This window comes from Fulvivirga maritima (assembly GCF_021389955.1).
Classification (GTDB): domain Bacteria; phylum Bacteroidota; class Bacteroidia; order Cytophagales; family Cyclobacteriaceae; genus Fulvivirga; species Fulvivirga maritima.
Genome location: NZ_CP089980.1, coordinates 3830166 through 3856530 on the forward strand (window position 1 = coordinate 3830166; position 26365 = coordinate 3856530).

Below are 26365 nucleotides of genomic sequence, written 5' to 3' on the forward strand. Positions count from 1 at the left end.
GTACTTTTAGAACCTGAATTTAGTAATAATGTTTATTTTTAAAAAATTGTTGGACTAAAAACAGTAATTAAAAAAATAGCTTCACTCTATAAAGTGAAGCTAGTGCGCCCGGAAGGATTCGAACCCTCAACCCCCAGAGCCGAAATCTGGTATTCTATCCAGTTGAACTACGGACGCCAGTTTTATTTAAGATAAAACCTCTTTAACTTTTGATGCAGCATCTTTAAGTAATATTGCAGACGCTACTTTTAAGCCTGATTCTTCAATTATTTTAGCTCCCTCTTCAGCATTAGTACCTTGAAGTCTTACAATAATTGGAATGTCGATATTGCCAATTTTCTTATAAGCCTCTACAACACCATTAGCTACACGGTCACATCTTACAATACCACCAAAGATATTGATCAGAATAGCCTTTACATTAGGGTCTTTTAAGATAATTCTAAAACCTGCTTCTACAGTTTCAGCGTTAGCACCACCACCTACATCTAGGAAGTTAGCAGGCTCACCACCTGAAAGCTTAATGATATCCATAGTGGCCATGGCTAAACCAGCACCGTTTACCATACAGCCAACGTTACCGTCTAGTTTTACATAGCTTAAACCAGATTTACCAGCTTCTACTTCAGCAGGATCTTCTTCGCTAAGGTCTCTAAGCTCTAACAGATCTTTGTGTCTGTAAAGGGCGTTGTCATCTAGATTTACTTTAGCATCAACAGCTAAAATTTTGTCATCAGATGTTTTTAACACAGGATTAATCTCAAACATTGAAGAGTCAGAACCTTCATATGCTTTATATAGAGAAAAGATGAACTTAACCATTTCTTTGAAGGCATTACCTTCAAGGCCAAGAGCGAAGGCAATTTTTCTGGCTTGGAATCCTTGAAGTCCAACAGCAGGGTCAATCCATTCTTTTACAATCTTTTCAGGAGTGTTTGCTGCCACGTCTTCGATGTCCATACCACCTTCTGTAGAGGCCATAATTACGTTACAGCTCTTTGATCTGTCTAAAAGGATACTTAGATAGTATTCCTTAGGTTCAGATGCTCCAGGATAGTATACATCTTCAGCAATAAGTACTTTGCTTACTTTTTTACCTTCTTCTCCAGTTTGGTGAGTAACTAAAGTTCCTCCTAATATATTTTTAGCTTTCTCAGGTACTTCGTCCAATGATTTTGCCAAAACCACACCATTTGAACCCGTCTCTTGTATCTTTCCTTTACCTCTTCCGCCTGCGTGTATCTGAGCTTTAACTACAAACCATTCCGTTCCGGTTTCGGCATTAAGTTGTTTTGCCGCCTCTTGTGCTTTTGAAGGATCGTCCACTACAACTCCGGTTTGTACCCTTACGCTGTAGCTTTTCAATATTTCTTTCGCTTGATATTCGTGGATATTCATGCTCTAAAATTTTTGCACGAAAGTAGGAGATTTGGCTTTATATTTCAAGTAATCGATATTTTAATATCTGTAATCGTTAACATCTATTTAAATTTATTATGTTTGAGCCAAAAATAAATCTATATAACATGCTAAAAGCGACAGGCATAAGGAAAACTTACGGTGAGTTATTTGTATTGAAAGGGATTGATTTGCATGTTAGAAAAAAGGAAGTCATTTCTATAGTAGGTGCTTCTGGTGCGGGAAAAAGTACCTTACTTCATATCTTGGGAACGCTGGATAAACCTGATGCTGGTAGCCTTGAGATAGGGGATAAGCCAGTGAATAGATTGAACAGTAAAGAAAAGGCTGCTTTTAGAAATAAAAACATTGGATTTATCTTTCAATTTCATAATCTGTTACCTGAATTTACCGCGTTGGAAAATGTATGCCTCCCAGCGTATATTGGTAAAAGAAAACAATCAGATATTTCGGCGAAAGCCAAGTATTTGTTTGATATTTTAGGTATTGCCAGCCGTAAAGATCATAAACCTTCTGAGCTATCAGGAGGGGAGCAGCAACGTGTGGCCGTAGCTCGAGCCCTGATAAATGATCCTGCTATTATTTTTGCCGATGAACCTAGTGGTAATTTAGATTCAAAAAATGCTATGGAGTTACACAATCTGTTCTTTAAACTCAGAGATGAATTGGAACAGACTTTCGTTATCGTAACTCATAACGAACAGCTGGCTGAAATGGCAGACAGAAAGCTGGAAATAAAAGATGGTATAATTTACTGAGTTAGTGAGCGAGAACTTCCTGATCTATCTCTTCCACCTCAGCGTAGCCATCAGCATTAATTGAGGTGATTTTAACCCTTTTCAATTCATTTACTAATACAGGATCATACTTTACAGCTACTCTCACATAGTTATTAGTAAAACCGTGCATTTTGCCATCCTCAATATCTTCTTCAAAAAGTACAGTGTCTATACGGCCAATGTTTTGCTCGTAGAAATGCCTTTTTTTCTTCTCAGATAGTGAGCGTAGCATTTTAGATCTTTTGTTTCTTACTTTCATTGGTACCACTTCATTCATTTCGGTGGCCAAAGTATTGGCTCTCTCAGAATAGGTAAAAACATGAAGGTAAGAAATGTCTAACTCATTAAGGAACTGATAGGTTTCCAGAAAGTCTTCATCTGTTTCTCCAGGGAAACCAACTATCACATCCACACCTATACAGCAATGAGGCATAAGCTCTTTTATTTTGGCTACTCTGTCCTTATAAAGCTGGCTGAGGTATCTTCTTCTCATTAGTTTGAGAATTTTATCTGAGCCAGATTGTAAGGGAATATGAAAATGAGGAACGAACTTATCAGATTGAGCGACAAACTCAATGATTTCGTTATGGAGTAGGTTGGGTTCTATAGATGATATTCTTACTCTTTCCAAGTCTTCAACCTGATCAAGAGCTATAACAAGATCTAGAAAGCGATCTTCTCTTTTACCATTTCTAATACCGAAGTCACCAGTGTTAACTCCGGTGAGCACTATTTCTTTTACTCCTGAAGCTACTATTTCATTGGCAGAAGCCATGATATTTTCAATAGTGTTACTTCTGCTTTTTCCGCGCGCCATAGGTATGGTGCAGAAGGTGCATCCATAATCACAGCCATCCTGTACTTTTAGGAAAGTACGGGTTCTGTCATTAATTGAGAAGGCATTATTGAAAGAAGTAGCGGTTTCTATTTCAGAAGCAAGCACCTTAGGCTGTTCCGGTCTTACAAAATCATCTAGTAAATCTATAAGACGGAATTTTTCTGCAGCGCCTAATACAGCATCTACTCCCGGTATCTCTGAAATTTCTTTGGGTTTTAACTGAGCATAGCAACCGATGATGGTTACATAAGCATTAGGAGAGATTTTACGTGCTTCCCTCACTATTTTCTTACACTTTTTATCTGCATTTTCAGTTACAGAACAAGTGTTGATTATAAAAATATCAGGAGTATCTGTGAACTCCACTTTTTTATATCCTTTTTCTTCAAACATCCTTGATATAGAGGACGTTTCAGAAAAATTTAATTTGCAGCCCAGTGTGTAAAACGCAACTTTTCTCATTGGGCTGCAAATATAGGTAGTTTAGTCCATCTAAACTACCATATAGTTATAATACTGTTTCTGAGAGCTTATAAGCTCATTAAATCAGATTCTATACTTTCTATCTGACTGTTAAGCTCAGCTTCTGTTTTTTCGAAATCAGCTTTGCTAGCCAAAGGCTTGTTTACGCTGATATAAAACTTGATCTTAGGTTCTGTTCCTGATGGTCTGGCACTGATTTTAGACCCATCTTCAGTGAAGAATTGTAGCACATTGGATTTTTCATAATCAATGCTGGTTTTCTTAAGCGCTACTAAGTCAGTATCTGTGCTGTTTTGGTAATCTACCACTCTCACTACTTTAGAGCCACCAAAAGATTCAGGTGGTGTTTCTCTGAAGTTGAGCATCATTTGTTGAATTTCTTCAGCACCTTGTTTTCCTTTTTTAGTAATTGAGATAAGCTTTTCTTTATAAAAACCACACTCTTCATAAATTTCTATAAGAAGTTCATATACCGTTTTGCCTTCAGAAGCTGCATAAGCACACATTTCAGCAATCATAGCACAGCTGGCTACAGCGTCTTTATCTCTTACAAATTCTCCTACCAGGTAGCCGTAGCTCTCTTCTCCACCAGCTATGAAAGTTCTCTTGCCTTCGTTTTCTCTGATAATAGAAGCGATGTATTTGAAACCAGTAAGTGTATCGTAAGAATCTACATTGAATCGCTCAGCTATTTTCTTGATGAGCTCAGTAGTAACAATGGTTTTTACAATATACTCACCTCCTTTGTAGCGGCTTAGCTCAGTCCATCTTTTTAGGATGTAATAGATAAGTAAACTACCAGTTTGGTTTCCGTTTAATAATTGGAATTCACCTTTAAGGTTTTTAACAGCTATACCTACTCTATCTGCGTCAGGGTCAGTAGCCATTACCAAATCGGCATCTACCTCGCGAGCTTTGCTTAAAGCTATTTTCAGGGCTTCTGCTTCTTCAGGGTTAGGGTAAACTACAGTAGGAAAGTTACCATTAGGTTCAGATTGCTCTTCTACCACGTACACATTTTCAAAACCATATTGTTTTAAACACTGTGGTACTACCGTAACTCCGGTCCCGTGGATAGGAGAGTATACTATTTTTAAGTTTTTCTGACTTTGAACAATTTCAGGAGACAAAGAAAGGTCTTTGATTTCACCTAGGTATAATTGATCTATTTCCGCGCCAATGCTATGGATAAGCTCTTCTTTAGCCTCAAACTTCACTTCATCAGCAGAGTGAATTTTGTTTACTTCAGCTATCACATTTTTATCATGAGGAGCTACCATTTGAGCACCATCATTCCAGTATGCCTTGTAACCGTTATATTCTTTAGGGTTGTGAGAAGCCGTAAGAACCACACCAGTGTGACAGTTAAGGTGTCTGATAGCAAAAGATAGTTCAGGAGTAGGTCTAAGTTCTTCAAACAAGAAAACTTCTATACCATTAGCAGAAAATACTGCGGCAGTAGTTTCAGCGAAGAAACGACTGTTATTTCTACTGTCATGAGCAATAGCGGCTTTGATTTGTTCATTTGGGTAAGTTTGGATCAAATAGTTGGCTAATCCCTGCGTGGCCATACCCACTGTGTATTTATTCATACGGTTAGATCCCATTCCCATAATACCTCTTAAACCGCCGGTTCCAAATTCCAGGTCTTTGTAGAAGGCTTCAGTAAGGGCCTCTTCATCGTTTAATAAATCCTGAATTTGTTTTTTAGATTCTTCATCTATTTTGCTGTCAAGCCATCTTTGGGCTTTTTCTTTTACTTCGCTCATGGATGTAAGTATGTTAGTTAATGTGTTTATGTTCGATAATTCAACGCTTGCCGAATTAAATAAATCTTATTCGATTAAATATTAATCAGCGGCTAATTATATGTCTTATTAAAACCGCAGGTCAAAATAAATGTTTTATAAGTTTCCGCGCAACTCTTGTTCTCTTTCAATGGCTTCGAAAAGTGCTTTAAAGTTACCTTTGCCAAATGATTTTGCTCCTTTTCGCTGTATTATTTCATAAAACACTGTAGGCCGATCTTGTACTGGCTTAGTAAATATCTGTAAAAGATAGCCTTCCTCGTCTCTATCTACTAAAATGTTTAAATCTTTTAGTTGTTTAATGTCTTCATCAATTTCGCCTACTCTTTCGGTGAGTTCATTGTAATAATTATCCGGGACTATCAGGAATTCCACTCCTCTGGAGCGTAGTTCGGAAACGGTGTGAATGATGTCATCTGTAGCTATGGCGATGTGTTGTACACCGGCTCCATGATAAAAATCTATGTACTCTTCTATTTGAGATTTCTTCTTGCCCTTAGCAGGTTCATTAATAGGGAATTTAATATAACCATTGCCATTAGAAACCACTTTAGACATTAAAGCACTGTATTCAGTAGATATATCTTTGTCATCAAAAGTGATGAGTAGCTTAAAGCCCATTACTTCTTCATAAAATTGCACCCACTTATTCATTTCGCCCCAGCCTACATTACCTACGCAGTGGTCTACATACTTTAAGCCTATGGGCTTAATTTTGATTAAGCTGCTTTTTTCAATAAAGCCTGGGAGAAAAGGACCTGTATAATTCTTTCTTTCTATAAAGGTATGTATTGTTTCTCCATAAGTTTGGATCGATGAATAAATCATGGTGCCGAATTCATCAGAGATAGAAGTGGGAGGGTGCACAGGCGAGGCTCCGCGTTTAGTAGTTTCTTCGAAAGAAGCAGTGGCATCATCTACCCAAAGAGCCAGCACTTTAACGCCATCACCATGTTTATTTACGTGTTCTGAAATAGGCGTGTCCGGCTTTAAGGAGGAAGTGAGTACTAGTTTTATTTTACCTTGTTGCAGTACATAACTGGTTCTGTCCTTAAGGCCGGTTTCTAGTCCTGCATAGGCAATGAGCTGATAGCCAAAGGCCGTTTGATAATACATGGCGGATTGTTTGGCGTTGCCTACATAAAATTCAATGTAATCGGTGCCCAGAATGGGTAAGAAATCTTGTTCCATAGTAGTAGCATTTTTATTTGGTCTCTTAGTAAATTTACAGGATACGATAGTCTTTAAAAATTATTTTAGGCTTCGCTGTTAGATTTCAAATGATATTTTTGGAACTTATAATCAGTCTCTGGAGCTTTGTGCTCCTTTAAAAAAATCAATGCAAATGGACATTAGCAAATTAGATAAAGACCTTGTAGCACTAATAGAAAAGAAAATAGAACTTAGTAAGCTGGATTATAGTAGTGAGCACTACGATGATCTGGAAGAGGAGCTACATGACCTGGAAGATGACTTTCTGGAAAACTATGGTGATTATTTAGAAGATGCGCTGCATGAAGTGCATGATGAGTTTTGTCCGGATAGCGATGTTTTATTGCCAATTGCTTATTTACCGAAAGAAATCAAAAAGACCGCTGATGGGTACGATATTGATTTTAAGCAGGGTGTATATGTGGAAGTGGATGATTATGCTGGCAAGGAAACCAAGCTTGTATTACTACCGAAGCCTACAAGAATAATATTGCAAATAGATGCTAATAGCAGAGACATAGTCTGGACTGCTAAGTAAAAAAGTGATAAAAAAAGGCGTTGATTCTGAATCAACGCCTTTTTTTATGTTTAAAAACCTAGTTTTTCTCTCACTCTAGCCAATACTTTGATGGCTATTTCCCTGGCCTTCTCTTCGCCTTTTTTTAGCTTGGCGTCTAGCTCTTCCGGGTTTTCCATGTAGTAGTTAAATATTTTTCTTGGTTCTTCATATTTAGCTACCAGTAGCTCATATAGCTCTTGTTTGGCATGGCCATAGCCAAAATTACCACCCAAATATTTTTGGCGTAGTGCCTCTGTTTGTTCAGGAGTAGCCACTAGCTTGTAGATAGCAAAAACATTACAGGTATCCGGATCTTTAGGCTCTTCGAGTGGAGTACTATCAGTTACGATAGCCATTACTCGTTTTCTTAATGGCTTGTCAGCCAAAAAGATATCAATAGTATTGCCGTAAGACTTGCTCATCTTTTGCCCGTCAGTACCGGGTATGGTCATTACGTTTTCATCTATTCTAGGCTCAGGCAGTACAAAAGTTTCGCCATACTGATTATTAAATGAGCTGGCTATATCTCTTGACATTTCTAAGTGCTGCTTCTGGTCTTTACCTACTGGCACCTGCTCTGCGTCATAAAGTAAAATATCAGCAGCCATAAGCACCGGGTAAGTAAATAAACCTGAATTTACATCAGAAAGCTTGTCAGATTTTTCTTTAAATGAATGAGCATTAGCCAGCATAGGGTAAGGAGTGTGGCAGTTAAGGTACCACGTTAACTCGCATACTTCAGGTATTTTAGACTGGCGATAGAATATATTTTTATCAGTATCGAAACCAAAAGCAAGCCATGCTGCCGCAATAGCGTTTACATTTTCAATTCTCAACTTAGCATCTTTAATGGTAGTGAGGGAATGAAAATCAGCAATGAAAAACAATGATTCGTTACTTTCTATTTTTGATAGTTCAATGGCCGGCTTTATGGCTCCCAATATATTTCCCAAGTGGGGCCTTCCGCTACTCTGGATGCCGGTTAAAATTCTTGCCATAATATGTTTATGAATATTTTTTGGCAAATAAACGCAATCCTTTTTAAAAATGCCGAATTTGTAATGGCTTAGATTCAGATAACCCGTTTAGCAATAGGTTACATGCACTCTTAAATTGTTATCAACATGTTAAAGAATGACGTTTATTTATAACTCATTTGCATTTTTATTACCTTTACAGAAAATAAATCTTCGTTTATGATGAAATCCAGAATACTTTTATTGGTTCTATTGAGTTGGGTATCCGTACATGTTTTTGCTCAGCAGGAAGAAGAAATAGTTTTTAGTGAGAAAACCTTTGATTTCGGAACCATAAAGGAAGAGGATGGCGCGGCTATTCATCAGTTTAGTTTTATTAACAAAGGGCTTCAACCGATCAAAATCAGTTCGGTAAAAGCCTCTTGCGGCTGCACCACCCCAGACTGGACTAAAGAAGAGGTGAAGCCAGGAGAAACCGGATTTATTCAGGCGAAATATAATACTCATAATAGACCAGGGTCATTTAATAAGAGTCTTACGGTTATGCTAGATGGTCAAGCTTCTCCGGTGAGATTATACATAAGAGGAAATGTTACTCCTACGCCTCAGTCTATGGATGAAGACCTTCCTACTGCTATGGGTAAATTGAGAGTGAAGTACCGATCTTTTAACATGGGCAAGGTGCTTACTTCAGAAGAGCCCACTACTAAGAAATTTGATGTTTACAATTCAGGAAGTGAGCCTATTGTTTTTGAAAAGGAATTTGTTGCACCTGAGTTTATAAAGTTGAAATTTAGCCCTCAAATATTATTGCCTAAAGAAAGTGGTGAGATAGAAGTAATTTATGATGGTAAGGCCAACAATAATTTAGGTTTTAACTCTGATAACGTTACTTTCTATACTGATGAGGAAGGTGATGATGCTACTAAATCAATATCGGTTTACGCTACTGTAATGGAGTATTTCCCTCCTTTATCTCAAGAGGATTTGGCTAAAGCGCCAAGACTGAAAATCTCTTCTCCTGTGCATGACTTCGGCAAAATAAAGCAAGGCGAAAAAGTGACTACCAGCTTTCAGTTATATAACGCAGGTAAAACTGAATTAAAAATAAGAGAAGCGAAATCTAACTGCTCTTGTGCTGATGCTTCAGTGAAAAAGGGAACTTTAAAACCTGGTGAAAGTACAGAAGTAAAAATTACTTTCAATTCCAATGGAAGACGCGGAAATCAGCAAAAGTCAGTAACAATATTTAGTAATGACCCTACTGCTTCTGCTCAGAGAGTAACCGTAAAGGCTTATGTAGAAGCCGAAGGAGAGTTTAAATAATCGGCAGTAGCTACTAAATCCTAATCATTTTTTAAGTTTTAAATTGATTCATGTACACACGTGAACAAGTGGCCAGGTTGAAGGAGGAGTTCTGGACTACATTTGGTCAATATATAGCCCCTCATTTATCAGCTGAAGGTCTTAAAGTTAACTGGGTAAATTATAAGACCGGACTGAAAGATGTGTATTTCCGAATGGAAGCCGATAAGAAAAAGGCTTACATAGGTATAGAAATTACACATGCCGATGAGGGAATCCGGCAGTTGTTTTATGAGCAATTACAGGAGCTACACCTTATGCTGGCTGCTGCCATGAATGAAAACTGGGAGTGGGAAGAGGAGTATCACAATGAATACGGGCAGCAAATTAGCAGGGTATACATTGAGAAAAGTGGGGTGAATGTTTTTAATAAAGACACTTGGCCTGATATCATTTCCTTTCTTAAACCCAGAATAATAGCACTAGATGAATTTTGGAGTGATGGAAAATATGCTTTTGAAGCCCTAAGGTAGCTCCAAAAGCATATGAGTTTTTTACTTGGCGAAATAGGCTTTTATTTCACTTTTAATATTATCCCACTGGCTGTCATCACCTTCTAATGCTAAAATGGCTTCTTTAGCTTTTGATTTGGTAAATCCATACGCCTGCTCCAGTGTAATCTTAGGAGGCAGGGTAAGTGCACCAGAAGAAACTATGGCATCAATTACGAAAGGTTTAGGAGACTCAATCGCCTTTTTGATAGCAATAGGAATGTCTTCTGCTTTTTCTACTTTCATACCATCAGCTCCGCAGGCTTTAGCATAAGCCACAAAATCAGGGTTTTCTAATTTTAATGATTCATTGGCCATAGGGAAGCCCGCTTCTTCCATTTCCATTTTCACAAAGCTCAACTCACTGTTATTGAAAACTATCATTTTAACAGGATAGTTGTACCTAACAGCGGTGATCAGGTCATGCATAGACATGCCGAAGGCGCCATCTCCAACCAGTCCCCAAACTTGTCTGCCAGGGAATGCTGCTTGTGCACCCAGGCAAGCGGGTAAGCCAACAGCCATAGAACCGTGATTGAAACTACCTATTATTCTACGATCGTTATTAAATGTGATGTAGCGTACGCCCCAAACTACAGATTCACCTGTGTCCATAGCGAAAACTGCATCTGTGGCTGCTTGCCTGTTGATCTCAGCGGCAAATAGGCTGGGCAATAGTGGCGTTTTATCATTTTCAAGATCGCTTTCCTTTTGCATTTTCTCTAACCATTTTCGGTGAGATTTCTTGTGGCTATCCATGAATGAGGCATTTTCATTCGGAGAGATTTTGGCAGTAATCCTGCTAACCGTATCTGCAGCATCTCCTACTATTCCATGGGTGATGTGTGTTCTGTTACCCAAATTCTCTGGCCTGATGTCAATTTGAATAACTTCCTTATCATGAGGTAAAAAGTTGCTATAAGGGAAGTCTGTGCCAATCATCAATAATACATCACAATTAAGCACTGCGCTATAACCAGGGTGGTTTCCTATGAGTCCGGTGAGTCCTACTACATTTTCCAAAGATGAATCAAATACATCTGACGCCTTTAGTGTGTGTACAATAGGTGCTTTTAGTTTGTTGGAAAGGGCAATTACTTCATCTTTCGCTTTTCTGGCTCCACAGCCAGCTAAAATGGCTACTTTGCTCTTGCTGTTTAATATTTCAGTTGCTTTATCAATATCCTCATCGCTACAGATTAGTTTAGATTTAGAGCGAATGATCGGATGGTCAAAATAATCAGCATCCAGCTTTTGGGTAGTCAGGTCATGTGGTATTTCTATGCGTACTACAGTTTGCTCCCACAGTGCTATTTGAATGGCCTTATTTAATAGACGAGGCGTTTGATCTGCCGTTCTTATAATTCCCTGGAAGGCACATATATCATCAAAGATTTTGGTGAGGTCCGTTTCCTGAAAGTAGTCGGTGCCAATGTTAGCGGTGGGTACTTGTCCTGTTATGGCAAGCACGGGCACACGAGCTTTTTTAGCATTATAAAGCCCGTTAATAAGGTGCAATGCTCCGGGGCCTACTGTACCTGCACATACAGCCAGGTCTTCCGTAAGCTGTGCTGATCCGTAGCAGGCAAAAGCTGCATTTTCTTCATGACGAACGGAGATCCACTCCAGCTCATCGTCTTTTTGCACCGCATCAGCGAATGAGTTAAGGGCATCTCCAGTTACGGCCCAGATGCGTTTAACTCCTATTTCTTTTAACTTCTTGAGTATATATTCGGTTACTGTCTCTTTCATGTGCTTCATGGTTTGATTTACAAAAAAGAAACAAGCAGCAAAACGATATGTTAACGGTTTGCTGCCCTATTTTATGTTAAAACATGTGAAAATCAGCTAAATGCAGGTATGCCTGTAATATCAGCACCTAGTATAAGCAGGTGTATGTCATGAGTACCTTCATAAGTGATTACTGATTCCAGATTCATCATGTGGCGCATAATGGGGTATTCTCCGGTGATACCCATACCGCCATGTATTTGGCGTGCTTCTCTGGCAATGGTCAGTGCGGTGTGTACAGAGTTTCTTTTGGCCATGGAGATTTGGGCTGTAGAAGCCTTGCCTTCATCCATCATTTTACCAAGCTTCCAGTTGAGCAGCTGAGCCTTGGTTATTTCTGTGAGCATCTCAGATAATTTCTTTTGCGTAAGCTGAAAAGAAGCGATGGGTTTATTAAACTGAATCCTTTCTGCTGCATATCGGCGGGCAGAGTCATAGCAATCCATAGCGGCTCCTATAGCTCCCCAGGCAATACCATAACGAGCAGAGTCAAGGCACATAAGGGGAGCGCCGAGTCCACTTTTCCGGGTAGGAGGTTCTCTTTAGGAACTTTCACATTGTCAAACACTAGTTCTCCGGTGCAGCTGGCACGCAGGCTCCATTTGCCATGAGTTTCAGGCGTGCTAAAGCCTTCCATACCCCGCTCTACTATCAATCCATGTATTCGGCCTTCTTCATTTTTAGCCCACACCACGGCTACATCAGCCTTAGGGGAGTTAGAAATCCACATTTTAGCGCCGTTAAGCAGGTAATGATCACCCATATCTTTGAAGTTAGTAAGCATGCCGCTGGGGTTAGAGCCATGGTCAGGCTCTGTAAGGCCAAAGCAACCTAACCATTCGCCTGACGCCAGCTTGGGTAGATATTTTTTCTTTTGCTCTTCAGAACCGAACTTGTAAATAGGGTACATGACCAATGAACCTTGTACTGAGGCAGTAGAACGCATGCCGGAGTCTCCTCTCTCTATTTCCTGCATAATGAGGCCATAAGAAATGTAATCCAATCCGCCTCCTCCATATTGCTCGGGGATAGTGGGGCCAAAAGCACCGATATCTCCAAATTTCTTCACAATATCATAAGGGAAATAAGCTTCCTGACACCATTGCTCTATAAATGGAGTAATTTCCTTCTTTACAAAATCACGAATAGAAGCTCTTATTAACAAGTGCTCTTCGGTGAGTAAATCATCTACTAAATAGAAGTCCGGAGATTCAAAGAAATCGTTTGCAGCCTTTTTTCCGGCAAAATGATTATGAGATTTGTCAGACATATAAAGGGAGATTTGGGTTATTCAGTTTTAAGTATCAAATTTACACAACAATAGCCACAAATCTCAATATCAAAAATGCAGAAGTCGGAAATAGATCCGAAAATCCTGGAGCAAGTCAGGAAGTTGGAAGAGAAGTACGAAGCCATGGGCCAGGACCTCGCATCTTATCTGGACGGGCTTTTGTATTCTGACTACACTACCTATTGGGATTATATTCATCTAGACACACTGCTTAGCCTGCAAACCCCAAAGACAGGTCTTGAAGATGAAATGGTTTTTATTATCTATCATCAGCATTCTGAGCTGTTCTTTAAGCTTATACTATGGGAGCTAGAGCAAATTGGTAGAAATGAAGACCTTACTGAGGCATTTTTTATTCAGAAAATAGAGCGTGTAAACAGGATTTTTAAACAGCTGGCAGATTCTTTTTCTATTATGATTGAAGGGCTGGATAAAGAGCAATTTCTTAAATTTCGCACCGCACTTCTTCCTGCTAGCGGCTTTCAATCGGCTCAATATCGCCTTATTGAAATGACTTCTACCTCGCTCAATAATCTGATAGATGCAGAAGAAAGACCTTCTTTTAAAGATGAAGAAGACCTAGAAGAGCTTCTTAAGCATATTTACTGGAAACGTGCAGCTTTAGAGCTTTCTTCAGGTAAAAAGACGCTTACACTGCAGCAGTTTGAAGAAAAATATACTGAATTTTTTATATCAAGAGCTAAAGCCTACAAGCATAAAAATATAGAGGCGATTTTTAACGATAAATTCTCCAAAGAAAACCATCAACTTGTAGATTTGTTGAAAGAGTTCGATTACCTGGCAAATGTCTACTGGCCTTTAACTCATTATAAGTCAGCGGTAAAGCATTTGCATAAAGATGAATCTGACATAGCAGCTACAGGCGGTACTAATTGGCAAAAATACCTTCCGCCAAGGTTTCAAAAAGTCATATTTTTCCCGGAGTTATGGTCTGAGGCTGAGAAAAAAGAATGGGGAAAGTCATGGGTGCTTAAGGAGGCATTAGGTAAAAAGGATTAGGGGTGCACTTAAAAGATGTGGTTTTGAGAGAAAACGGAATTTTCATACTGTTTATTTTATTTTCTTTGCTGATGCATAATGCCGTGCAGGCTCAGTATGTGCAGTATACTTATCATGATGATGATAAAGAGCAGATAAAGGAGATCTTTCATGTAAAAGATACGATCTCTAACACGCTGGAAGGTAAATATCAGTCTTATTATATCAACGGTAATTTAGAATCTCTGGGCAGCTTTGCCAATAATGAGACAGTTGGCGTTTGGGAGTTTTTTTATGAAGATGGAAAGCTCAAAATGCGAGGAGATCTGGAGCCAGGCTCTAGTGATGGCTATTGGGAATACTTTTTTGAAAGCGGAATCAAGAATATGGAAGGCCGCATTAAAGACCGAAAGCGCGTAGGTGAATGGAGTATTTACTACGAAAGTGGCGAGTTAAAAGAAAAGGGAATTTTCAGAGAAGGCAGAAGAGAAGGCCTCTGGGAGTTTTATTATGAAGATGGTCGTAAAAAAGGAAGCATAGATTATGCTGGCGGAAAAGGGTTGTTTACGGAGTTTTATCCTACAGGAGAATCAAAAGCAGAAGGCCCGCGGGTAGGTAGTGTTAATAATGGTCTATGGAAATATTACTATAAAGATGGTTCACTACAGGCAGAAGGAAACTACAATGGCGACGAAAAATCAGGAATTTGGAAATATTATCATAGGAATGGCCAGGTTTCTGCAACGGGCGAGTTTGATAACAATAAGCCTTCTGGTGAATGGCAATATTATTTTGAAAATGGAAAGTTAAGCTCTACAGGTAATTTTAGTAAGGGTAAGAAGGATGGCCTTTGGAGTTTATATTATCCTGATGGTACCCTGAAAGGGGAGAGCGTATTTGATAAAGGAAGTGGTACATATAAGGAATTTTATGAAACCGGTGAGCTTAAAATAGAAGGCAAGATTGAAGATGGTCTTTACACCGGTTTATGGAAATATTACTATGAAGATGGTGTGCTTGAAGGTGAGTGTGAGTTTGAAGATGGCATAGGAGAATATACCGGTTATTTTCATGACGGCACTACCGTACAAACCATAGGCACTATAGAAAATGGTAAAAAAATAGGCAAGTGGAAGCTATTTGGAGAAGATGGTGAACTTTCTGGTTACTACCACCCTGTGTATGGCAAAGGCACTATTAAACGTGATGAGCTTAGAGAAAAGGAAAGGGCTAATTACGGAATAGCTGATTATAAATTTAAAGGTAAAAAGCGCTCTTATTTTGAGCCTAAAAGGAATGAATACAGGGGGTTTATAGTAAGCCTGAGCCCATTATCTATGTTTGTGAATAGACTGCCCTGTGGCATGGAATTGTACATGGAAGAGAGAATGGGTTTTGAGTTTGAGTTTGAAGGGGTGAGGGATCCGTTTTTTGAAGATGATAACGATGTGCCGCTTTATGATAACTATAAGCGGGGCTATCGCTTAGCCTTAAAACAAAAGTTTTATAACCCCTTTAATGAATATGGGATGTGGTACTTTGGTCATGTTGTTCGGTTTTCTAACCTAAATCATTATGCCAACGTAATCTCACAACCAGAAAATGTAATCAGGGTACACGCCAAAGAGCATAGGGTAGAATATTCCTTAATGTTAGGATATAGGCTCATCCAGTCTACTTCAGAAGGTGGCTTTACGGCTGATGCCTTTATAAGTGGAGGAGGTGGCTATAGAAGCTATTCGGAAGATGATTATGCCGGCAGAGCATTCGATAGTCTGGACAAAGGCAGTGTTTCTTTTGCTTATAATTTTGGACTTAATATCGGTTATTCATTTTCTGTAGGCCATAGGCGTAGAAGATAATATTTAAGGATAAAAACCTTACAAATTGAAGAAAATAGAATTAAAACTCCGTCCTGAGGAGGCTTTTGATGAAGAGGTTTTTCATCAGTTAGCGCAGAAGAAAGTAGGTAAGGGAGCTGCTTACCGAATTGTGAAAAGATCAGTTGATGCCCGCCAGAATCAAGTGTGGGTACGTGTACATTTAGAGCGCTTCCCCAATGAAGCAGCTAAACCACCGCTGATTAGTTATAGAAAAGATTACCCTAATGTGGCCTCTCAAAAGGAGGTGATTATTGTAGGGGCCGGGCCTGCGGGGCTTTTTGCCGCCCTCAGGCTGATAGAGCATAATATAAAGCCCATAGTAATAGAAAGAGGCAAGGACGTAAAAGCCAGAAGGCGAGATCTTGCAGCTATAAATAAAGATCATGTAGTAAACCCTGATTCTAATTATTGCTTTGGCGAAGGCGGCGCTGGCACTTATTCGGACGGTAAGCTTTATACCCGTTCCAAGAAAAGAGGAGATGTGCAGCGCATACTGGAAATATTTGTGGCTCACGGTGCCCGTGAAGAAATATTATACGATGCCCACCCTCATATTGGCACTAACAAACTGCCTAAGATAGTCACAGAGCTACGAGAAAGTATATTGGCAGCAGGAGGTGAAGTTCATTTTGATAGCAAGGTTACTGATTTTGTGGTCGAAAATGGAGAGTTGAAAGGCGTGGAAGTCAATAATGAATCCACCATTAAAGGTGATGCGGTGATCCTGGCAACAGGCCATTCTGCCCGTGATATTTTTGCACTTCTCGATAGCAAAGGAATAACTATTGAAGAAAAGCCTTTTGCTCTGGGCGTTCGTATAGAGCACCCTCAAAATCTGATCGATAGAATTCAATACCATTGTGAAACGGATCGAGGCCCTTATTTACCTGCGTCTTCTTATGCTTTGGTTAATCAGGTAGAAGCTGAAAATGGAAAGAACAGAGGTGTTTTCTCTTTCTGTATGTGTCCCGGAGGCTTTATAGTACCGGCAGCTACGGCTCCTGGTGAGTTGGTGGTAAATGGCATGAGCCCTTCCAGAAGAGATTCTAAATTTGCTAATTCAGGTATGGTTGTATCAGTAGAATTAGATGACTTGAAGGCCTACAATAAATATGGCAGGCTGGCAGCTATGCAGTTTCAAAAAGAGGTGGAACAAAAGGCTTGTAATATTACTGGTGGTGGGCAAACAGCACCAGCTCAGCGTATGGTAGATTTTGTGGAAGGTAAAGTTTCTTCTTCTTTAAATGATACCTCTTATCAGCCTGGCCTTTCGTCTCTGGATATGACAGAGGTGCTACCCGATTTTATTGCTAAGAGCTTGAGAAAGAGCTTCAAAGCTTTTGGTAAAAAAATGAAAGGGTATTACACTAATGAAGCTCAAATCATAGGAGTGGAGAGTCGTACTTCTTCGCCAGTAAGAATACCCAGAAACAAAGAAACGCTGGAGCATGTTTCTTTAAGTAGATTGTATCCGTGTGGTGAAGGTGCTGGCTATGCAGGTGGCATAGTTTCGGCAGCCATGGACGGAGAGCGCTGTGCGGAAGCAGTGCTTATGAAATACTTGAATAAACAGATATTATGAAGAAAACAGCAATAATTGGAGCTACAACTAATACTTCTCGCTATGCCTATGCAGCAGCGGAGAGGCTTACTTCTCACGGTCATGAAATAGTGCCTATTGGTATAAAAAAAGGTGCAGTACTTGGTGAAGAGATTTTGAATTTGCGTGAAAAGCCAGAAGTAGAAGGTGTAGATACTGTAACCATGTATATAGGCCCTCAAAACCAGCCTGAATGGTATGATTATATTTTAAGTTTGTCGCCGAAGCGTATCATTTTTAACCCGGGAACGGAAAACCTGGAATTTGAAAAGCTAGCTCATGAAAAAGGAGTGCAAACAGAGCGAGCTTGTACTTTAGTAATGTTAAGTGTAGGCAATTATTAGTTGCCCACACTTTTAGCTTTTAGTTAGCCGCTACTCTCCAGATAGTGCCGCTGTCATCATCAGCTACCAATAAGGCTCCGTCTGGAGTTACAGTTACACAAACTGGTCTGCCATATACCTTGTAGTCATTTTGATCTGCGATAAAGCCGGTAAGGAAATCTTCTGGTTCACCGGCAGGCTTGGCATTTTCAAAAGGAATGAATAACACCCGATAGCCGTTAAGCGTAGAGCGGTTCCATGAACCATGTTGGCCTACAAAGGCTCCTCCCTGATACTTCTCAGGAAACTTATTTTTATTATAAAAGGCCAGGCCTAACGATGAGGTGTGAGCTCCCACAGCCATGTCTGGTTTTATAGATTTTTCTACCATTTCTGGTGCTTTATCGGCCATGCGTGGGTCTTTGTTATGCCCAAAATAAGCATAAGGCCATCCATAAAAACCACCTTCTTTTACACTGGTAACATAATCAGGCACCAGGTTATCACCTAGTTCATCTCTTTCATTTACTGCAGCCCATAATGTATTGGTGCCTGGGTAAAAGGCTATACCAACTGGGTTTCTTAACCCTGAAGCATATACTTGCTCATTACTTCCGTCCGGATTCATAACTAATACATTGGCTCTTCTTTTCTCTTTTTCCATACCGTGCTCACCTACGTTGCTCGATGATCCTACAGAGACAAATATTTTGCTGCTATCTGGGCTCAGTATAATGTTGCGCGTCCAGTGGTGGTTATAGCCACCAGCAGGTAAGTCTGCAACCTTTTCCGCTTCAGCATCTATGGCATCTTGACCTAGCTCATAGGGAAATCGTACTATTCCGTCTACATTAGCTACATAGAAATAATTATTGAGAATGAGCATGCCGAAAGGCTGATTCAAGCCTTCCAAAAAGGTTTTTTTGGTCTCAGGAATGCCATCCTGATCACTGTCTCTGAATAATATAATCCGATTAGCACTCTTCTTAGCATCATCAGATTCTACCACAAAAATATCGTTATTAGGGCCTATATAAATCCAACGCGGATGTTCTAATTCACCTGCAAACTTAGTCACCGTAAAGCCATCAGGTGCTTTTGGTTTAACGGCTTCAGGCCAGCCTATGGCTTTGCCTTCGTTATCTACTTTGCTTGATTGTGGCTCAGGGAGTTTAGTAGTGTCAATATTTACGCCATAACCTGCCAGAGAATCCTGAAGACTGCTGGAGGCATCAGCCTGTTCCGTACTCTGCTCCTTAGTGCTGGAGCAGGAGCTTATGATTAATATTAGAAATAAATAGATGATCAGTTTTTTCATAGTTCACTTTTTTGTTACACAACAGTGAAAAAACATAAATGTTAAATTGTGCAATATTCCTGTTTTGATGATTTAGTTGTCTTTGGTGATATTATTTTGATGGAGAATGAGACTATATTGACTGGTTTCGATTTCGGTTTGAATTAATTGTTAAATTTTAATTAATTACTAATTAATCCAGCCTGAGAATACGAAGAAATGACTTAACTAATACAATAACAATTCATGCTTAAACCAAACCTATTTTTAAATTCTTTACTACAAAAAATACAAAAGGAAAGCTGTCAGCAATCCTTTAGAAAGCTGTTTGATCTTTATCACGCACAGCTACTGCAGTATGCGGGTTTCCTTACGGGAAATAAGCAAATAGCAGAAGAAGTGGTGTCTGAGGTCTTTGTCTATTTGTGGAAGAATAGGTTGTCTATAGATGGAATACGGAAAATTAACAGTTTTCTATATCTAAAAACCAAGCACCTTTCTATTGATCACATTCGCAAAGTGAAAGATCTTTCGTGTGTTTCTATAGATCATGCTTCTGCCTTACAGCTTAAAGATGCCTCTAATCCTGAAGGCACACTTATTCACAAGGAGTGGCTTTTAGAATTAGAAAGAACTATCAATGCGCTGCCAGAAAGATGCCAGCTGATTTATCGGCTTATAAAAGAAGAAGGAATGAAATATGATGAGGCGGCTTCATTTCTTGATGTTTCCAAAAAAACAGTTGAGAATCAAATGGCCATTGCCACAAAACGCTTAAGGGAAGTGATGAAATCCTACATGGCTTATGAGGACAAAAAGCAACTGCGGAAGTTCTCTTATTTCTTCTTTTAGAAAAAAAGTTTTAAAAATATTCAATATCGTTTGGGGGTATTTTCTGTCACTTCCGTCCTATAGGTAGTTCAGCAGAAAGTTCATGCACCAGAATCACGACGATATTGATATTTTAATAAGCAAGTATTTTGCAGGGGAAGCGAGTATTCATGAAATCAGGCAGTTGATTGCCTGGATAAATGAGTCTGAAGAAAATAAGAAGCTTTATCATCAACTAAAATACCTTTGGGAAGAAACCGAAATCACTTCTACCTCGGAGGCAGGCGATAAGCTTTTTAGCAAAATAACGGAAAAGATAGGGGAGAGTGAACCTGCTAAGGTTATTCCTATTTCCAGGCCGGTAAAAAGGACTAATACCAGAAAATGGTATGTAGCCGCTGCTGCTGTAGTACTGATTGGGATTTCTCTATTTTGGGTGCTAAAAGTAGAAAAAGTCAGCCTCAAAGAGGATTGTTATGAGAAATATACCACTAAAAGAGGACAGAAAAGCAAAATTCAACTTCCTGATGGGTCAGTAGTATGGCTTAACTCTGATTCTGAACTTGAATATGTAAAGGATTTCCAAAAAAACAGAGAGGTCATACTTTCCGGAGAGGCATTCTTTGAAGTCACTAAAGATAAGAAGCACCCTTTCAGAGTTAAAACCAGCGCCCTTACCACTGAGGTGTTAGGCACTTCTTTTAACATCAAATCATTTCCGAAAGATGCAGCCGTAGAGGTAGCTCTGGTTACAGGCAAAGTGAAAATCATTGAAGCTACGGAGCAAAAGGATTATGTACTTACCCCGGGTTTTCAACTCACCTTAAATAAAACAGATAAGGCCATTTTAAAAACCAGTTTTGATAAGGCTCAGATTATGAGTTGGAAAAATGGTGTCATTTATTTTAAAGACGATGATTTGGCTGCTGTGATCAGGATCCTTGAAAGGTGGTACGGCGTCAGCATACGAGTGAGTGGCCCTATACCTGATGATTTTAAGGTTTCCGGCCATTATGATGGTAATGACTACCTCAGCAATATTCTCAATTCAATTAAATACGGAAAAGACTTTGAATATACAATTGATGAAAAAAATGTAGATATAACCTTTAACCCCTGAACTATGAAATACCCTAGGAATAAACCATAAAAACCTGCGACTCCATAGTCACAGGTTTAAATGCAGGTTAAAATAAAGCACCGCCAAGTAACCTATTTTAACTCGCCAGTTTTTAACGCTTGTAATCATTAAAAACCAACTCAAATATATGAAAATTAGACATTTAGTAAATGTTAATGGTTTTACTAAATACTTTTTCATAGGATGTCTGCTCTCATGCTTCACCACTGTTTTCTGCTTTGCTTATGGTAAAAATATTCAGCAGGTAAAGAGTGTAAAAGAAGTGTCAGTAGAGCTGTCATTTGATGATAACACTTTAGTGGAAGTATTTAATAAACTAGAACGAGCTACTACTTTCAAATTCTCTTACTTTTCTGATATAGATGTAGAATCTCGCTTCACTATGAAGAAGAAGAGGGTGACAGTAGCTGATATCCTTTTGAAAATCGCACTACGTAACCATGTCTCTTTCAGGCAGGTAAACAATAATATTACAGTTTATAAAAGTGAGCCCTCCAAAGGTAATGTGGAGGTTATTATAGCTGACAGAACTATTAAGGGCATCATTACCGATGATAATGGAGATCCTCTTCCCGGTGTTTCCATTCAAATAAAAGGTACCACCAGAGGTACTATCAGTGATGTAGATGGGAGTTACACCATTACGGTGCCTGATAATCAGACCGTACTGGTATTTAGCTTCATAGGTATGCACACGCAGGAGATGGCCGTGGGCAATAGAAATGTAATAGACATCTCTTTGAAATCAGCCACACAGTCTTTAGATGAGCTGGTGATAGTAGGTTATGGTAGCCAAAAGAAGGAAACGCTAACCGGTTCTGTGGCCAGCATACAAACCCGTGAACTGGTGCAGTCTCCGGTTTCTAATATTAGTAACTCACTTGTAGGTAGAATGCCAGGGCTTATCGCCATGCAGTCGAGCGGTGAGCCGGGCTATGATCAGTCTACTTTAAAAATACGCGGTATTAGCACCTTAAATGGTGGTTCAGAATCAGATCCTTTGATTTTGGTTGATGGGGTTCCCAGAAATTTCAATCAGATAGATCCTAATGAAATAGAGACGGTGACCATACTTAAAGATGCTTCGGCTACAGCCGTATTCGGGGTGAGAGGAGCCAATGGTGTGGTAATGATCACTACTAAAACCGGGGTAGCCGGTAAGCCGCAGATTAGCTATACCTCCAACTTTGGTTTTCAAACGCCTACTCAGCTACCAGAAATGCTCAACAGTTATGAATATGCTAAGCTGCATAACGAAGCCAGCGAAAATATGGGGCAGACTCCTTATTTCTCTCAACAGGACCTGGACCTTTATCAGAGTGGAGAAGATCCTTATTTCCACCCTAGTATTGATTGGTTCGACTTTGTTCTTAAGGATTTTTCTTTCCAGCAAAGCCATAATTTCAATGTGAGAGGCGGTACTGATAAAACCAAGTACTTTATCAGTCTGGGCTATTTTGATCAAAACGGAGCCTATGATGTAGAGGATATTCAAGATTCATTTTCTGCTAACCCTCGCTATAAACGCTATAATCTAAGATCTAATTTCGATATTGATTTTAATGATAATTTCAGCGGATCAGTAAAGTTAGGCGGGCAGTTTACAGATTCTAATTACCCAGGTTATGGAGCGGGAGAGATATTTTTTAGAATACTGAATTCTAACCCTATTATGAATCCTGGTATTATAGATGGTAAGCTTATTTCAGGTGTGGAAGGCTTGCCTTCTAGTTCAGGTAATCCTGTGAGTGCCATAGTAAATAATGGTTATCAAAATAATTTCACCAGCACCCTTACTGCTAACGTAAGCTTAGAGCATAAGCTTAATTTTATTACTCAAGGCTTAAAGGTGAGAGGAATGGTGGCCTATGATAATTATTACACCCATAATGTTAGGCGAAACAAGGCCATGGATACTTACCGAATCATTAAAGATCCGGACGAGCCTACTACACCTATATTTATATTTGAAGGTAATGAAGCCCCATTCTCTTTCAGCGAAAGCTATGGCAGAAATCGTAGGGTGTATTCAGAATATGCTATTGAGTATAATCGTGTATTTGGAGATCATACGGTTAGTGGCCTGGCGCTTTATATGCAAGAAAAGTATACTGCTCCTGGTCAGGAATATAATGTGCCCAGAGGTTATCAGGGACTCGTAGGTCGTGTTACTTATAACTATAAGTCAAAGTACCTCACTGAGGTGAATATGGGCTATAATGGTTCTGAAAACTTTCCTGAAGGTTCTCGCTTTGGCTTTTTCCCTTCTTTTTCTGTGGGCTGGGTGCTTACTGAGGAGGGTTTTATGCCTGATTCTGATTTATTGTCATTCCTCAAAATCAGAGCTTCTTACGGAGAGGTGGGTAATGATAAAATCGGTGGTGCACGTTTCTTATACCTGCCATCAGTGTATTATACTAATTCAGGAGGCTATCATTTTGGAGATCAGGAAGGAGGATCTTATCAGTATTACAATGGAGCACAAGAAGGCAGGCTGGGTAATTCTAATGTTACCTGGGAGCGGGCTAAGAAAACTGATATAGGTCTGGAATCTAGCTTTTTTGGTGATAAGCTGGTGATTAATGCCGATTACTTTATGGAGCGCAGAGATAACATTCTGGCTTATCTGGGTACTGTTCCGCTTATTGTTCAGGCAGATTTACCTCCTTATAACATTGGTAAAGTAGAAAATAAAGGCTTTGAAGTAGAAGTCAATTATAATAATCACATCGGCCTTTTTAAATATTGGGTCAAGAGTAACTACTCCTTCGCTAAGAATGAAATCAAGTATATGGATGAGCCTGATAGAGCCTATGAATGGCTTCGCAGAACAGGTAAGTCTGTAGGTCAGTACTGGGGTTTAGAGAGCGATGGCATTTATAATACTGAAGAGGAGCTGGAAAATGCACCTACTTCTTCTTACACCTCAGAGCTTCAGCCCGGAGACATCAGGTATGTAGATCAAAATGGAGATGGAGTAATAGATGATTATGATGCCGTGCCGATAGGATACTCCAGATTACCGCAGATTGTATACGGTTTCTCATGTGGTTTTGAATTTAAAGGTTGGGATTTCTCAATTCTATTTCAGGGAGCAGAAAGAACATCTACTTATATAGATCAGATGGCCGCCTGGGCTTTTGATACTGACTGGAGAAATGCTACTACCAAACACCTGGAGCGCTGGACTCCCGAGCGTTATGCTGCTGGTGAAAAAATCACTTATCCAAGAGTGCAGCTTTCACCTACTCCGGGAGATCATAATTACAGAGCTTCTGACTATTGGCTTAAAGATGCCAGCTACCTGAGACTTAAAAATGCTGAGATAGCCTATAGTTTTAAACCGGCTTCTTTTGCTAAGCTGGGTATTGAGAGGGTGAGGGTTTTCGCTAACGGTAATAACCTGATCACCTGGTCTGAAATGGATACTTATGATCCTGAAGCACCTGAAGGTAGAGGAGAGTTCTATCCGCAGATGAAGGTTTATAATGTAGGGGTAAACGTACAATTCTAATCGCTCAATAGTCTTATTATGAATAAATTATATACACATAGAATAGTATGGTTATTTAGTGTGCTCATGCTCTTATTGCATGGGGCGTGTAATGATGACTTTTTGGAAAAACCAGAAAGTAATGATGTTACCAGAGATGAGATATTTTCTGAAAGGATCAAGGCGCTACCATTTTTATGGGAGACTTACAGAACCTGTGTGCCCTTAGGCTTTCCATATCAGTGGGATAGGCATAACGGCATGTATGCTTCTATGATGGTGGGAGCTTGTGATGAAGGTGATGTAACCGCCTCATGGACAGGATCTAATAATCATAATGTAGGTAATGTTACTCCTGGTTATAATGGAGAAGATGAATTTAATCAACATTTTAAAGGCATTAGAAACGCTAATATTTTCATAGAAAATGTAGATCAGGTTCCTGATATCCCTGACGGGGAAAAACAAGAGCTGAAAGCAGAAGCGCGTGTATTGAGAGCGTTGCAAGTGTTTGATCTTATGATCCGCTATGGTGGAGTGCCTATAGTTACCACTGTGCTTAGTGGAGATGGAGACATGTATTTGCCCAGAGACTCTTATGCGGACTGTGTTCAATTTATAGTTGATGAATGTGATGCTGCCAGTGCCATCCTGCCCAATGACTACCCTTCTAACTATACAGGTAGAGTAACTAAAGGAGTGGCGCTTGCTTTAAAGGCACGAACACTTTTATATGCTGCAAGTCCGCTGTATAATACAGCTACCCCTTATTTATCTGAGAACAGAGCGCTTACTGGCTATGAGTCTTATGATGAAGGTAGATGGAAACTGGCGGCTGATGCCAATGAAGCCGTGCTCAACTGGGCTGATCAGCAGGGCTATCACCTGATAGAGGAGTATGATGATCCGGCTGAGAATTATAAAGAAGCCATTGAAACTCCTCAAAATGCAGAGATCATTTTTGCTAATCAAATGAATGGCTGGTGGTCTACCGGTTATCTGTTTTTTCAGGCTGTAATGCCTACAGGCATTTATACCGGCTGGTATGGACATGGCATTACGTTAGAGCATGCTTCTAAATATTATACTACCGATGGCGAGGATCAATCCTGGCCTGATAGTGGACCGCAATCAGAGTTTCTAGAGAAAATGCATGCTATGGAGCCGCGCTTTCAGTACTCGGTGATGTATTCTGGCAGTGCTTTTAATGATAACATCGGAGTAGTAAACTTTTACCGTCGTAATGACGGCTCATGGTCTACCAATGCTCCTGTGAACGGAGTGGGTTATATGAAGAAATTCATTACTAAAGCCAGCTCCTCCGGTGGTCAGTTTAACTGGACAGTTTTTCGCTTGGCTGAGTTTTATCTCAACTATGCTGAGGCTTTGAATGAGTCATCGCCAATGGATTCTCGTGTGTTTGATGCCGTAAATGCTATAAGAAGAAGAGCAGGTATACCGGAAATATCATCGGCAGATCCTCGCTATAATAGCCAGGATAAATTAAGGGAAGCCATCAGAAGGGAAAGAGCCATAGAGCTGGCTTTTGAAGAACATCGGTTTTTTGATGTAAGAAGGTGGATGATTGCCGATCAGGAAGGAGTGATGCGGGGCGATTTTCATGGTCTTAACCTGTATGAGCAGGAAGACGGCAGCTTTATCTATAGAAAAGAGGCCTTTGAAGAGCGGGTTTGGCAAAATAAGTTGTACCTCTATCCCTTCCCTCAAACAGAAATAGATAAAGGTTACATAGTACAAAATCCAGGCTGGTAATAGCTTCACTAA

19 protein-coding genes, 1 tRNA gene and 1 pseudogene are annotated in these 26365 nt (G+C 39.7%); 12 read left to right on the forward strand and 9 right to left on the reverse strand.

The features are described 5' to 3' along the window. Window positions 1–103 precede the first annotated feature (103 nt). Window positions 104–177: transfer RNA gene (locus tag LVD15_RS16285), tRNA-Arg, on the reverse strand. Between the two features lie 9 nt (window positions 178–186). Continuing rightward, window positions 187–1398, reverse strand: a complete 1212-nt coding sequence (gene sucC / locus LVD15_RS16290) for an ADP-forming succinate--CoA ligase subunit beta (protein WP_233776267.1) — start codon at window positions 1396–1398, stop codon at window positions 187–189. Between the two features lie 128 nt (window positions 1399–1526). Here sucC and LVD15_RS16295 point away from each other — a divergent pair, with 128 nt between their 5' ends. Continuing rightward, a complete protein-coding gene (locus tag LVD15_RS16295) occupies window positions 1527–2177 on the forward strand; it encodes an ABC transporter ATP-binding protein (RefSeq protein WP_233776268.1) in 651 nt (216 codons plus the stop codon). 1 nt (window position 2178) lies between these two features. On the opposite strand, the gene mtaB is transcribed toward LVD15_RS16295, so the two are convergent. From mtaB to hppD, 3 genes are all read right to left on the reverse strand, one after another. Beyond that, window positions 2179–3498: a tRNA (N(6)-L-threonylcarbamoyladenosine(37)-C(2))-methylthiotransferase MtaB gene (gene mtaB, locus LVD15_RS16300; protein WP_233776269.1), complete on the reverse strand. Its 1320-nt coding sequence runs from the start codon at window positions 3496–3498 to the stop codon at window positions 2179–2181. Between the two features lie 68 nt (window positions 3499–3566). Continuing rightward, window positions 3567–5288: a phospho-sugar mutase gene (locus LVD15_RS16305; RefSeq protein WP_233776270.1), complete on the reverse strand. Its 1722-nt coding sequence runs from the start codon at window positions 5286–5288 to the stop codon at window positions 3567–3569. A gap of 135 nt (window positions 5289–5423) precedes the next feature. After that, window positions 5424–6518, reverse strand: coding sequence for a 4-hydroxyphenylpyruvate dioxygenase (gene hppD, locus LVD15_RS16310; RefSeq protein WP_233776271.1), 1095 nt, complete (start codon window positions 6516–6518; stop codon window positions 5424–5426). Window positions 6519–6672: 154 nt separating this feature from the next. On the opposite strand from hppD, the gene LVD15_RS16315 reads away from it, so the two are divergent. Then, entirely contained in the window at window positions 6673–7077 is a 405-nt protein-coding gene (locus LVD15_RS16315; RefSeq protein WP_233776272.1) for a hypothetical protein, read from the forward strand. 50 nt (window positions 7078–7127) lie between these two features. Here LVD15_RS16315 and trpS read toward each other — a convergent pair whose 3' ends face one another. After that, window positions 7128–8096 carry a tryptophan--tRNA ligase gene (gene trpS / locus LVD15_RS16320; protein ID WP_233776273.1) on the reverse strand — a complete coding sequence of 323 codons (969 nt, stop codon included), beginning with the start codon at window positions 8094–8096 and terminating at the stop codon, window positions 7128–7130. A gap of 198 nt (window positions 8097–8294) precedes the next feature. Between trpS and LVD15_RS16325 the strand changes: the two genes are divergently transcribed. Both LVD15_RS16325 and LVD15_RS16330 read left to right on the forward strand, forming a co-directional pair. Next, complete coding sequence (locus LVD15_RS16325; protein WP_233776274.1) at window positions 8295–9401, forward strand: DUF1573 domain-containing protein; 1107 nt, start codon at window positions 8295–8297, stop codon at window positions 9399–9401. A 50-nt stretch (window positions 9402–9451) separates the two neighbouring features. Beyond that, complete coding sequence (locus LVD15_RS16330) at window positions 9452–9913, forward strand: DUF4268 domain-containing protein (RefSeq protein WP_233776275.1); 462 nt, start codon at window positions 9452–9454, stop codon at window positions 9911–9913. A 21-nt stretch (window positions 9914–9934) separates the two neighbouring features. Here the strand turns inward: LVD15_RS16330 and LVD15_RS16335 are convergent, their stop codons facing one another. After that, entirely contained in the window at window positions 9935–11683 is a 1749-nt protein-coding gene (locus tag LVD15_RS16335) for a thiamine pyrophosphate-dependent enzyme (RefSeq protein ID WP_233776276.1), read from the reverse strand. A gap of 92 nt (window positions 11684–11775) precedes the next feature. Then, a pseudogene (locus LVD15_RS16340) lies at window positions 11776–12992 on the reverse strand (acyl-CoA dehydrogenase family protein). Window positions 12993–13067: 75 nt separating this feature from the next. On the opposite strand from LVD15_RS16340, the gene LVD15_RS16345 reads away from it, so the two are divergent. Genes LVD15_RS16345 through LVD15_RS16360 form a run of 4 tightly spaced genes read left to right on the forward strand, consistent with a single transcriptional unit; the run spans window position 13068 to window position 17839 of the window. After that, window positions 13068–14033, forward strand: coding sequence for a tryptophan 2,3-dioxygenase family protein (locus LVD15_RS16345; RefSeq protein WP_233776277.1), 966 nt, complete (start codon window positions 13068–13070; stop codon window positions 14031–14033). A gap of 2 nt (window positions 14034–14035) precedes the next feature. Beyond that, complete coding sequence (locus LVD15_RS16350) at window positions 14036–15874, forward strand: toxin-antitoxin system YwqK family antitoxin (RefSeq protein WP_233776278.1); 1839 nt, start codon at window positions 14036–14038, stop codon at window positions 15872–15874. Between the two features lie 25 nt (window positions 15875–15899). After that, a complete protein-coding gene (locus LVD15_RS16355; RefSeq protein WP_233776279.1) occupies window positions 15900–17477 on the forward strand; it encodes an NAD(P)/FAD-dependent oxidoreductase in 1578 nt (525 codons plus the stop codon). Beyond that, window positions 17474–17839, forward strand: coding sequence for a CoA-binding protein (locus tag LVD15_RS16360; RefSeq protein ID WP_233776280.1), 366 nt, complete (start codon window positions 17474–17476; stop codon window positions 17837–17839). Before LVD15_RS16355 ends, LVD15_RS16360 begins: the two co-directional genes overlap by 4 nt. A gap of 19 nt (window positions 17840–17858) precedes the next feature. Here LVD15_RS16360 and LVD15_RS16365 read toward each other — a convergent pair whose 3' ends face one another. Further along, entirely contained in the window at window positions 17859–19136 is a 1278-nt protein-coding gene (locus LVD15_RS16365; protein ID WP_233776281.1) for a PQQ-dependent sugar dehydrogenase, read from the reverse strand. 225 nt (window positions 19137–19361) lie between these two features. Here LVD15_RS16365 and LVD15_RS16370 point away from each other — a divergent pair, with 225 nt between their 5' ends. The 4 genes from LVD15_RS16370 to LVD15_RS16385 all read left to right on the forward strand — a co-directional run bounded on the left by LVD15_RS16370 (window position 19362) and on the right by LVD15_RS16385 (window position 26353). Then, window positions 19362–19967, forward strand: coding sequence for an RNA polymerase sigma-70 factor (locus tag LVD15_RS16370; RefSeq protein WP_233776282.1), 606 nt, complete (start codon window positions 19362–19364; stop codon window positions 19965–19967). 82 nt (window positions 19968–20049) lie between these two features. Continuing rightward, window positions 20050–21066, forward strand: coding sequence for a FecR family protein (locus LVD15_RS16375; protein ID WP_233776283.1), 1017 nt, complete (start codon window positions 20050–20052; stop codon window positions 21064–21066). 148 nt (window positions 21067–21214) lie between these two features. Continuing rightward, window positions 21215–24601 (forward strand): SusC/RagA family TonB-linked outer membrane protein, encoded by a 3387-nt coding sequence (locus LVD15_RS16380; RefSeq protein WP_233776284.1) that lies wholly within the window; start codon window positions 21215–21217, stop codon window positions 24599–24601. An 18-nt stretch (window positions 24602–24619) separates the two neighbouring features. Then, window positions 24620–26353 carry a RagB/SusD family nutrient uptake outer membrane protein gene (locus tag LVD15_RS16385; protein ID WP_233776285.1) on the forward strand — a complete coding sequence of 578 codons (1734 nt, stop codon included), beginning with the start codon at window positions 24620–24622 and terminating at the stop codon, window positions 26351–26353. The last annotated feature ends 12 nt before the right edge of the window (window positions 26354–26365 follow it).

Bases quoted from the DNA above. Each gene is read 5' to 3' on its own strand.
- mtaB (WP_233776269.1), bottom strand. From the start codon at position 3,498: ATGAGAAAAGTTGCGTTTTACACACTGGGCTGCAAATTAAATTTTTCT.
- LVD15_RS16380 (WP_233776284.1), top strand. From the start codon at position 21,215: ATGAAAATTAGACATTTAGTAAATGTTAATGGTTTTACTAAATACTTT.
- LVD15_RS16360 (WP_233776280.1), top strand. From the start codon at position 17,474: ATGAAGAAAACAGCAATAATTGGAGCTACAACTAATACTTCTCGCTAT.
- LVD15_RS16375 (WP_233776283.1), top strand. From the start codon at position 20,050: ATGCACCAGAATCACGACGATATTGATATTTTAATAAGCAAGTATTTT.
- trpS (WP_233776273.1), bottom strand. From the start codon at position 8,096: ATGGCAAGAATTTTAACCGGCATCCAGAGTAGCGGAAGGCCCCACTTG.
- LVD15_RS16325 (WP_233776274.1), top strand. From the start codon at position 8,295: ATGATGAAATCCAGAATACTTTTATTGGTTCTATTGAGTTGGGTATCC.
- LVD15_RS16370 (WP_233776282.1), top strand. From the start codon at position 19,362: ATGCTTAAACCAAACCTATTTTTAAATTCTTTACTACAAAAAATACAA.
- LVD15_RS16365 (WP_233776281.1), bottom strand. From the start codon at position 19,136: ATGAAAAAACTGATCATCTATTTATTTCTAATATTAATCATAAGCTCC.
- LVD15_RS16330 (WP_233776275.1), top strand. From the start codon at position 9,452: ATGTACACACGTGAACAAGTGGCCAGGTTGAAGGAGGAGTTCTGGACT.
- LVD15_RS16335 (WP_233776276.1), bottom strand. From the start codon at position 11,683: ATGAAAGAGACAGTAACCGAATATATACTCAAGAAGTTAAAAGAAATA.
- LVD15_RS16295 (WP_233776268.1), top strand. From the start codon at position 1,527: ATGCTAAAAGCGACAGGCATAAGGAAAACTTACGGTGAGTTATTTGTA.
- hppD (WP_233776271.1), bottom strand. From the start codon at position 6,518: ATGGAACAAGATTTCTTACCCATTCTGGGCACCGATTACATTGAATTT.
- sucC (WP_233776267.1), bottom strand. From the start codon at position 1,398: ATGAATATCCACGAATATCAAGCGAAAGAAATATTGAAAAGCTACAGC.
- LVD15_RS16305 (WP_233776270.1), bottom strand. From the start codon at position 5,288: ATGAGCGAAGTAAAAGAAAAAGCCCAAAGATGGCTTGACAGCAAAATA.
- LVD15_RS16315 (WP_233776272.1), top strand. From the start codon at position 6,673: ATGGACATTAGCAAATTAGATAAAGACCTTGTAGCACTAATAGAAAAG.
- LVD15_RS16385 (WP_233776285.1), top strand. From the start codon at position 24,620: ATGAATAAATTATATACACATAGAATAGTATGGTTATTTAGTGTGCTC.
- LVD15_RS16345 (WP_233776277.1), top strand. From the start codon at position 13,068: ATGCAGAAGTCGGAAATAGATCCGAAAATCCTGGAGCAAGTCAGGAAG.